The sequence below is a fragment of the Nostoc commune NIES-4072 genome (genome assembly GCF_003113895.1).
GTDB classification, from domain to species: domain Bacteria; phylum Cyanobacteriota; class Cyanobacteriia; order Cyanobacteriales; family Nostocaceae; genus Nostoc; species Nostoc commune.
The window spans coordinates 4,930,536-4,939,211 of record NZ_BDUD01000001.1; the positions used below are offsets into that span (position 1 = coordinate 4,930,536).

The 8,676-nt window shown below is 42.5% G+C and carries 7 protein-coding genes, 1 tRNA gene and 1 pseudogene; 2 read left to right on the forward strand and 7 right to left on the reverse strand.

Annotated elements, in window-relative coordinates; translation table 11 throughout:
* Positions 1–22 precede the first annotated feature (22 nt).
* Both CDC33_RS21910 and CDC33_RS21915 read right to left on the reverse strand, forming a co-directional pair.
* Positions 23–1,183 (reverse strand): annotated as a pseudogene (locus CDC33_RS21910) (CapA family protein); the annotation flags it as partial.
* A gap of 223 nt (positions 1,184–1,406) precedes the next feature.
* Positions 1,407–1,491 (reverse strand) — tRNA-Ser (locus tag CDC33_RS21915).
* A gap of 666 nt (positions 1,492–2,157) precedes the next feature.
* Here CDC33_RS21915 and CDC33_RS21920 point away from each other — a divergent pair.
* Complete coding sequence (locus tag CDC33_RS21920; RefSeq protein ID WP_109010662.1) at positions 2,158–3,180, forward strand: serine hydrolase; 1,023 nt, start codon at positions 2,158–2,160, stop codon at positions 3,178–3,180.
* A gap of 120 nt (positions 3,181–3,300) precedes the next feature.
* A complete protein-coding gene (locus tag CDC33_RS21925; RefSeq protein WP_109010664.1) occupies positions 3,301–4,305 on the forward strand; it encodes a 2-hydroxyacid dehydrogenase in 1,005 nt (334 codons plus the stop codon).
* A gap of 84 nt (positions 4,306–4,389) precedes the next feature.
* Here CDC33_RS21925 and CDC33_RS21930 read toward each other — a convergent pair whose 3' ends face one another.
* The 5 genes from CDC33_RS21930 to rph form a co-directional block, all read right to left on the reverse strand.
* Positions 4,390–4,608, reverse strand: a complete 219-nt coding sequence (locus tag CDC33_RS21930) for a hypothetical protein (protein WP_244919310.1) — start codon at positions 4,606–4,608, stop codon at positions 4,390–4,392.
* Positions 4,605–5,348, reverse strand: a complete 744-nt coding sequence (locus CDC33_RS21935) for a M50 family metallopeptidase (protein WP_109010665.1) — start codon at positions 5,346–5,348, stop codon at positions 4,605–4,607. Before CDC33_RS21935 ends, CDC33_RS21930 begins: the two co-directional genes overlap by 4 nt.
* 277 nt (positions 5,349–5,625) lie before the next feature.
* Entirely contained in the window at positions 5,626–6,492 is an 867-nt protein-coding gene (locus CDC33_RS21940) for a double zinc ribbon and FHA domain-containing protein (protein WP_109010666.1), read from the reverse strand.
* Between the two features lie 288 nt (positions 6,493–6,780).
* The gene (pgl, locus tag CDC33_RS21945) at positions 6,781–7,503 is read right to left on the reverse strand and encodes a 6-phosphogluconolactonase (protein WP_109010668.1); all 723 of its coding nucleotides are present in this window, start codon (positions 7,501–7,503) and stop codon (positions 6,781–6,783) included.
* Positions 7,504–7,872: 369 nt separating this feature from the next.
* Positions 7,873–8,616, reverse strand: coding sequence for a ribonuclease PH (rph, locus tag CDC33_RS21955; protein ID WP_109010670.1), 744 nt, complete (start codon positions 8,614–8,616; stop codon positions 7,873–7,875).
* Positions 8,617–8,676: the final 60 nt, after the last annotated feature.

The window sequence follows — 8,676 nt, forward strand, 5'->3', positions numbered from 1 at the left end:
CTACATTAACTGAATTGTCAGATTTATTCTTCTGTACAACAACTTCTCCTTTTTTATTAATCTTCACCGGATTTTTGGGAAAAGCTTGAGTATTCAAAAAACGCATAAGTTTCACAGTCCGAAAATACCGATCAATTTGAGGGATTCCTTGCCCATTCATCCGCACGGGGATAATTTTACTTGATACCAAATTTCCGGCCGAGTTAAGTTTAACTTCTAAAATCATAGAATCACCCGTCTGGGCATTTGTAGATAAAGTTCGATATCCCAGAAAGTTTCCTAAAGAATAGGCGATGATTTTTCCCTTATAAATTTCCATTGCTCTCGGAACATGAGGCCCATGTCCTAGTACTAAATCTGCTCCTGCATCAATCATGTTTCGAGCAAACTTGATCGAATTACCTCGGTTTTCTCCATAAAAAAACTCTGTCTGATTCTTAACATGTAATGCCCCCGTTCCTTCGGCTCCAGCGTGCATCGAGACTATTACAATGTTGGCCTTATTTCTCGCTTTGGCTACAAGTGCTTGGGCTGCTCCTAAATTATTAATGGAATTATACATTTCATAAGGAGAAAACCCGACCATTGCCACAGGGATATTGTTAGCTTCCAGATAAAGAATTTGATTTTTATGACCTAATGTTGCAATGCCTACAGCCTCAAGATTTTTCTTTGTATCTTTGAATCCTACCGGGCCGAAGTCCATTGCATGGTTATTAGCCATATTAAAGACATTAAAACCAGCTTCAGCAAATAGCCGAGCATATCCAGGTGGGGAGCGAAACGCAAAGATTTGTCCTCGACTAATATCTTTGGCAGTGTAGGGATAATTAGTTAAGCTACTTTCAAAGTTACCAAACAAGATATCAGATCCTTGCAAGTGAGTTCTCACTGATTTTGGTAATAATTGATCTCGAAACCGGGGTAATCTATAATTAGGAAAATTAGTGCCGGGAATAATATCTCCAACAGCTTTGATAGTAATAGTCTTTTGAAAGGTTTGTCCTTCTGTTGTTGATGGCGTAATAGGTAATGGTAATGATACAGGTTCAGTGGGTGTAGTAGCAGCGTTTAATCGCTGTGATTGCCCAAGCCGGATAACGACTCCTATACTAATACCCAGATATAAACAGACACTGATAACAATAAATGAGGGCACTTTCCCCATTCTGCGATTTGCCATCGTTCACTCCTCACACGATGGCATTAGTTTATCCCAAAAATCTCTGTCGTCAGTGTATATTTTAATGTAGTTTGAGCAATATTTGACTCAGTAAATACGGAAACATAATCCCGTTTTGCACAACGGGGCGCACATGTGTATGCCCTTACTTGCAAATACTCACACATACCATCGATGAAGCCAAACATTACTGTTTGTCTAATTTTTCGGCAATTATTTTAAACGGAGAGGGGGGGATTCGAACCCCCGTTGGGTTTCCCCAAAACGCATTTCGAGTGCGTCACCATGAACCGCTCGGACACCTCTCCAGCTATATCATTCACACATTTGAGTATTCAAATGCGGTGAAGTAAGGGAAATTTTACCATATTTCCTGTACTAGTATAGCATTATCGCTTTCAGGTTAACCAACATGATCCCTGAAACAAACACTCAAGCTTGATACAGGTAAATCTAAGACTTACGCAAACTCTACGATTCTTCTCTACGAGACGCTGCGCGTTGACGGAAGCCTCTCGCAGAGATGGAGGTTCGATAAATTAAGCTTTTTAGCACTTTTTGCGTAAGTTCTAAAATCTTCTGTATAAATTTTAGAACAATTAGAAAATCCTCAATAGCCAACGACTATTAGTCGTTTTGTAGCCTTGAGTTTCTACTTTTTAATTGGTTCGACTGCGCGTGCTTTTTTATCCCAATTGCTATGTATCAATCATTGCTAGCAAAATTAAAGCTGTAATTATAATCTCTTAGTATTTGTATAATTACATAATTAATAGATGCAATGTAAACATATTTTCTGTATTCTCTCTTGTAGGTTTTTATTAAAATCCTTATTTCCAATATTCTAGAAAATCTCTTATTAATATCTATTGACATCGGATATGTTAGTGATTAATATGTCAATCAATCCGGATTTGATTAACTTCTTCGGAAAATCTCTGTAAATAAATCCAACACGATCCTCACAGCACTACATGAAACTACGCTGGTTCTTACTGAGCCTTACAAGTATTCTTTTACTATCGTCCCCAGTAAAAGCGAATCCCAATACTAATCAGGTTGGCAACATAAATCCCTGGAGCGCAAATCAATCTAATTTACAACTACCAAAACTTAAATTTATTCCTCCGGTTCCTCTAACCGATCCTGTCAACCCAATAAATACTTCTAAATTTACTGGTGTAGTTCCTCTAGGACGCGAGATATCAGAACTAAAAACTCCGATTAAAGCATTAATGGCTCGCTATAGATTCCTTACTCCGGGAATCTTTTTTATGGACTTACAAACAGGGGATTATTTTAATTTTAATGGTGATAAAGCTTTTTCTGCCGCTAGTACAATTAAGTATCCGATTTTGATTGCATTATTTCAAGAAGTAGATGCAGGGAGAATCAAACTAGGCGAAACTTTGGTGATGCGACGGAAGCATGTCACTGGCGGTTCTGGAGATATGCAGTATCAACGAGTGGGAACTAAGCTTAGTCTCTTACAAACTGCAACCAAGATGATGACTATTAGTGATAACACTGCTACGAATATGATTATTGATCGTTTAGGTGGTGTATCTAAATTAAATCAAAAGTTTCGCAGTTGGGGATTGCAAAGCACTGTGATTCGCAATATGTTAGGAGACTTTAAAGGAACTAATAAAACTAGTGCAAAAGACTTGGTACGACTGTCAGCTTTGGTTACAAATAATCACTTAATTTCTGATATAAGTCAATCCCAAGTTTTAGGTATTATGATTCATTGTCATAATAGAGCATTGCTACCATCTGGCTTAGGTTCTGGTGCGAATATTGCCCATAAAACAGGTACTCTACGGTTTGTACTAGGCGATGCGGGTATTATTGAAACGCCATCAGGTAAGCGTTATTTAGCAGGAATTTTCGTGCGAAGACCGAATAATGACATTAGAGCTAGGGATTTTATTCGTCAAGTTTCTCGGGTGATGTATGGCTACTTCGAGCAAGCAAAAGTCAGTCATCTACCTTGAAGCAATCCTGAATTTTTTTCTGTTCAAAGCTGCCGAATAGCCCATCTTAGACATCGCTTCTCTAACTGCCAAGGTTATCATGTAGTCGAACATTGTGCAGCATACAATTTGAGGTTTTGCATGAAAGTAGCAGTCTTCAGTACAAAAGTCTACGATCGCAAGTTTTTGTCAGATGCAAATTCTCCCACCCAAAACGAATTAGTATTTTTTGAACCTCGTTTAAATCGGGATACAGCTATCCTCGCCGCCGGATTTCCGGCGGTTTGTGTATTTGTCCATGACCAAGTTGACGCGCCAACTTTAGAACTTCTCGCTTCACGGGGAACTCGGTTGGTTGTCCTGCGTTGTGCAGGGTTTAACAATGTAGACTTACAAGCCGCAGCAGATTTAGGAATTACCGTTGTGCGGGTTCCCGCTTATTCACCTTATGGGGTAGCAGAACATGCTGTGGGATTGATTTTAAGCTTGAATCGCAAAATTCATCGAGCCTATAACCGTGTCCGAGAAGGCAATTTTTCCCTAGATGGACTGTTGGGATTTAATTTACATGAGCGCACAGTGGGGATTGTTGGCACGGGCAAAATCGGTCTGATTTTAGCACAGATTATGAAGGGGTTTGGCTGTCACATACTCGCCTATGACGTTTATCGCAATCCCGAATTGGAGGCGCTAGGTGGAAAGTATGTAGAACTACCTGAGCTATTTGCCAACTCGGATATTATCTCCCTACATTGCCCTCTTATTCCCGAAACGCATCACTTGATTAACGCTGAAGCTATAGAACAGATTAAGCCAGGTGTGATGCTAATTAATACTAGCCGAGGAGCGCTGATTGATACCCAAGCAGTGATTGAGGGGTTGAAGTCTGGCAAGATTGGCTATCTCGGTGTGGATGTCTATGAACAGGAATCGGAATTGTTTTTTGAGGATTTGTCTGGTGCAATTATTCAAGATGATATTTTCCAGCGTCTGACGACGTTCCCCAATGTACTGATTACCGGACATCAAGCCTTTTTTACAGCAGAAGCTCTCCACAATATAGCAGAAACAACTTTTGCTAATATTGCTGATATTGAACAAGGTCGTTCTTGTCCAAATGAAATTCGCGCTCAAGTTCCAGCTTAGGTAATGGTTGGCGATCGCAATGACTTTGGACTAAAATCACCACTTAATCCCGATCATCAGGCAAATTTTCCATTTCCTCAATAATTAGCGTCTGAAAATCTTCGTCACAATGATTATGTAGATGAACCAACAAGCTAAAAGTTCTGCGAGAATTTCAGCTTGTTGGTTAACAGTTAAACTAGGTAACTGTAACTGGTTAACTAAGGCTTGTACTTTCAAACACTCTGTAATTAACTCACCAATCAAAATACTGAGGGTGGAATTCGTGACTGCAAGAGGGCGATCGCTAATCTGTCTTTTCATTCTGAACTATAGGCAAAGCGGAGACTTTGGACTAAAATCACCAGAGATGCGATCGCCATTAACCCGCCCCAAAACCAGTAAGGCAAAAGCAAATATCGCTGCATTTGCGCTGTATCAGAAAGTCCAAGGGAGCCAGCAGAACTACTAAATAGATAATCGAGTTGATGGTACGTACTTACACAAGCTTGTACACCCAGAAATTGAATCGCAAATCCTTGTATCCAACGAGGTGCTTTCAGGGCAATACCCAAGATTATGAAACCTAGTAAGGGAATTGCCACCAATCCAAACGAGGAACGTACCCAAATTAATGCAGAAAATAGCAAAAAACTCCCTAATATTTTTAAACAGAGGGTTGCTGCTGTAAAACTGCGGGAAGCCAGAATCAAACCTGCACCGGCAAGAGGCGGCCCCATTGGGCCTGCGGCTGCGACTATTGCCGGGCCAATTGGCCCAAATGTCGGCTGGATGCCATAGGTTGCGACACCGGAACCATTGCTAAAAATCTGCAATTTCTGAAACTGTCCCCCTAATAGGAGTGCCATTAAGCCGTGACCCATTTCATGAAACCAAGTTGCCAGGATCGTAAATGGGTATAAGATATAATCCCCTGCTGGTATTTGCCACAATAAAGCAGTTGCGATCGCTGCTGCAACTAGCCAGGTTAGGCCCATACGTTCAACAACTGGTGGGGCTTCTTTGGTAAGCAAGGGTTCAGAATTTTTACTTGGTTCTTTCATAGGTCATTCAATTTTGAATTTTAGATTTTAGATTTTCCCTTCAATTCAAAATCTAAAATTGGCAGTGTATTTTCATCCATCGTAGTGTAATTATTATGGTAATGGAGTTGCTGATCAATGCAACAATTCACACATCAAAGCGACGGCTATGGGGCTATCAAGAACAACATAGTTATCCGTCGCTTGTTTGATGCGGTTAATTTATTTCTCCTCCAAAGGGATGCCGGAGGATAGCCAGAAAATGCCTAGACTGATGTCACAATTGATAGAGAATAAGTTAAGCAAGTTGAAAGAGGAATGTCATTAAGTCTCCTTTACCCAAGCTGATGCGATCGCCTGGTCTTAAGCGATGACGATTTCCTGGTAAAAGTGGCAAATTATTAATATAAGTGCCATTGGAGCTTCCTACATCTTCTACATAATGAGCATCTCCCTCGACGCGAATATCTGCATGAATCCGCGAGACAATTTCTGAATTGGCAAATCCTGAAACATCTATATCTGGGGGAATCCGGTCATTGGGCTTGCCGATATGAATCACAGAGAGATTTTGCGGCAATTCAATTAAGCGATCGCTTTGAACGTGGATTAAACGCGCTGTAACCTGCTGCAATTGCGTTCTGGCAACAGTTGTAGTTGGGGCTGGTGCAGCTGGCTTTTGTACTTCGGCTTCAGGGGCTGGCGCTGGTTCTAATGGTGGTGGAGTAGGAATACTTTGTATAGATACTACCGGTTGAGTTGCGATCGTTGGCGCTGGTTCTGGAGGGCTGCTTTTAGCCACAGATATCTCTGGCGGAGCTGCCACTTCTGTTGCTGGTAAAGATGATTCGGGAGGATGAGAGTTAGTAGAACCACTTATTCCTAAAGCATCGGGTTGCAAAAGTTCTAACAGGGGATCGGGTGGAACTAACGGCGGAACTTCCACAGGAACATCAGGAGTAACTGTTACAACTGCCGGATTATGAACGTGTGGAACTCCTGCGGAGTGAAGATTATAGCCACACTGACCGCAGAATGCAGCATCTGCCTGCACAGTTGCCCCACAACTGGGACAGTTAGTAGTCGCAGGTAAGGGTGTATAGCAAGCTTCACACTGGACAGCGCCATCAGGGTTGGGATGATTGCAATTAGGGCAGACGATCATCGATATTTAGCCTTTGTTCAAGATCATCATAAATATAGGTAGGACTGGCAAGCAGAGGGCGGCCCTAGCTTTAGATTCTAGCAATTACTGCTGATGGAACGGTGAATTGGACACGGGGAAAGGGGGCAGGGGGCAGGGGAGACAAGGGGACAAGGGGACTTAAATCAGAACTTGCAACAAGTGTTTCCCCTTGTCCCCAATTCTCAAGAGTCCCCAAGTCCTCTTCTCAATGCCCAATGCCCAATGCCCAATGCCCCATGCCCCATGCCCAATTCCCAATTCCCAAGTTTAATGTTGGAGTTCCAAACCTGCTGCCGCATCTAGCAGCCACCAAAGTTCTCCTTGGGGCCGAATTAAGCGGGATGGGTAAGTGAAGTCATCAGCTACTGGTGCAAATACTTGCGCCAAAGCTGGTCGTTTATTAGCACCAGCAACTAAAAAAATCACAGTGTTCGCAGCGTTGATGAAGGGGTATGTGAAACTTATCCTGGGGTTTCCGTCTTTGTTACCCACGGTAACTAGGCGATCGCGTACTTTGAGAGCCTCTGTATGGGGAAACAAAGATGCGGTATGTGCATCATCACCCATTCCTAGTAATACTACATCCAACGAGGGAAACTCGATCCCAGAAGAATTAAAAAATTCTTTAAGCTGTTGTTCATACTTAGCAGCAGCCACTTCTGGATTGGCTTCTAAGGTTGGTACGGCATGAATATTAGCTGCTGGGATATCAACACGATCTAGCCACGCTCGACGCGTCATCAGTTCATTGCTATCGGGGTGATCTGGTGGTACGTAACGCTCATCCCCCCAGAATATATGAATTTTATCCCAAGGTAGTTTTTGATTGGCAATCGCTTCGTATAACGGTTTAGGTGTACTGCCGCCAGATAAAGCGATGCTAAACTGCCCTCGCTGCTCAATGGCAGTTTCTAACTTCGACAGAATTAATTCTAGCGCTCGTGCAACCAGCGCCGGCTGATCCGGTAGAACTTCAACGGTTTTGTTCATGGCTTCATCATCATATTGCTGGCTTCTGGCAATACAATACCGAACTTATTACAATCCTCCTTTTTAACTTTTGAAACATTTAACATCATGGATTAGGCAGGGGGTAGGGGGTAGGGGGCAATACGGTTCAGTTAAGAAATTTATTCGTTGAGGCAGGCAGGGGGAGCAAGGGATGCAGGGGAAGCAGGGGGGGAGAAAAAAGCTTATCTGAACTGTATTGGGGTAGGGGGAGCAAATCATGGGAAGATTCGACCCCGAATAATTGGGAGCCACTCTCATGATTATTTTATTTACACCCAGTTACTTGATACTTTGTTGATTAACGCCACAAAGGATAGATTTATTAATTCTTATTAAAAATTAATAAAATTAATTAATCACAAACAGTGATTCCCAGTCAGCGATCGCTTCGCGTTGAGCAATTAACAATTCCTGAATTCCTTTTTGGGCGACATCTAGCAGTTGATTCAACTGAGTCCGGCTAAAACTGCCTTCTTCGGCTGTACCCTGGATTTCAATAATTCCCAGCTGTTGATTCATCACCACGTTAAAATCTACTGTTGCAGCCACATCTTCGATATAATCCAAATCCAAAAATGGCTCTCCCTCCAGTAATCCTACAGAAACTGCTGCTACCTGTCCACACAGAGGCGATCGCTCCAACACCCCCTCTTCTAACAATTTAGAAATCGCATGAGCCAACGCCACAAAGGAGCCTGTAATCGCTGTTGTCCGAGTTCCAGCATCTGCTTGCAGCACATCAGCGTCCACAGTCAGCGTGTGTTCTCCCAACGCCTCAAAATCTACTGCTGCGCGTAAACTGCGGCCAATTAGACGTTGAATTTCTTGTGTCCGTCCAGATAATTTTAATAATTCTCTTTCTTGGCGTCTTTGGGTAGCAGATGGTAGCATTCGGTACTCAGCAGTCAACCAGCCTTTACCAGTTCCTTCGAGAAACTTCGGAACTCCCTTATTAACGCTAACAGTACAAAGGACTTGAGTATCACCGCATCTTGCGAGAACAGAACCGGGAGCAAAGCGAGTGAAATTGGGGTGAAAGCTGATCGGACGTAGTTCGTAAGCAAGACGACCGTCAGGACGCTGCCAAGCCATTGGAGTTGCCTCAAGTTTTACAACAATACTGCCTTAAGATTACCTTAGTGTTATTGAACA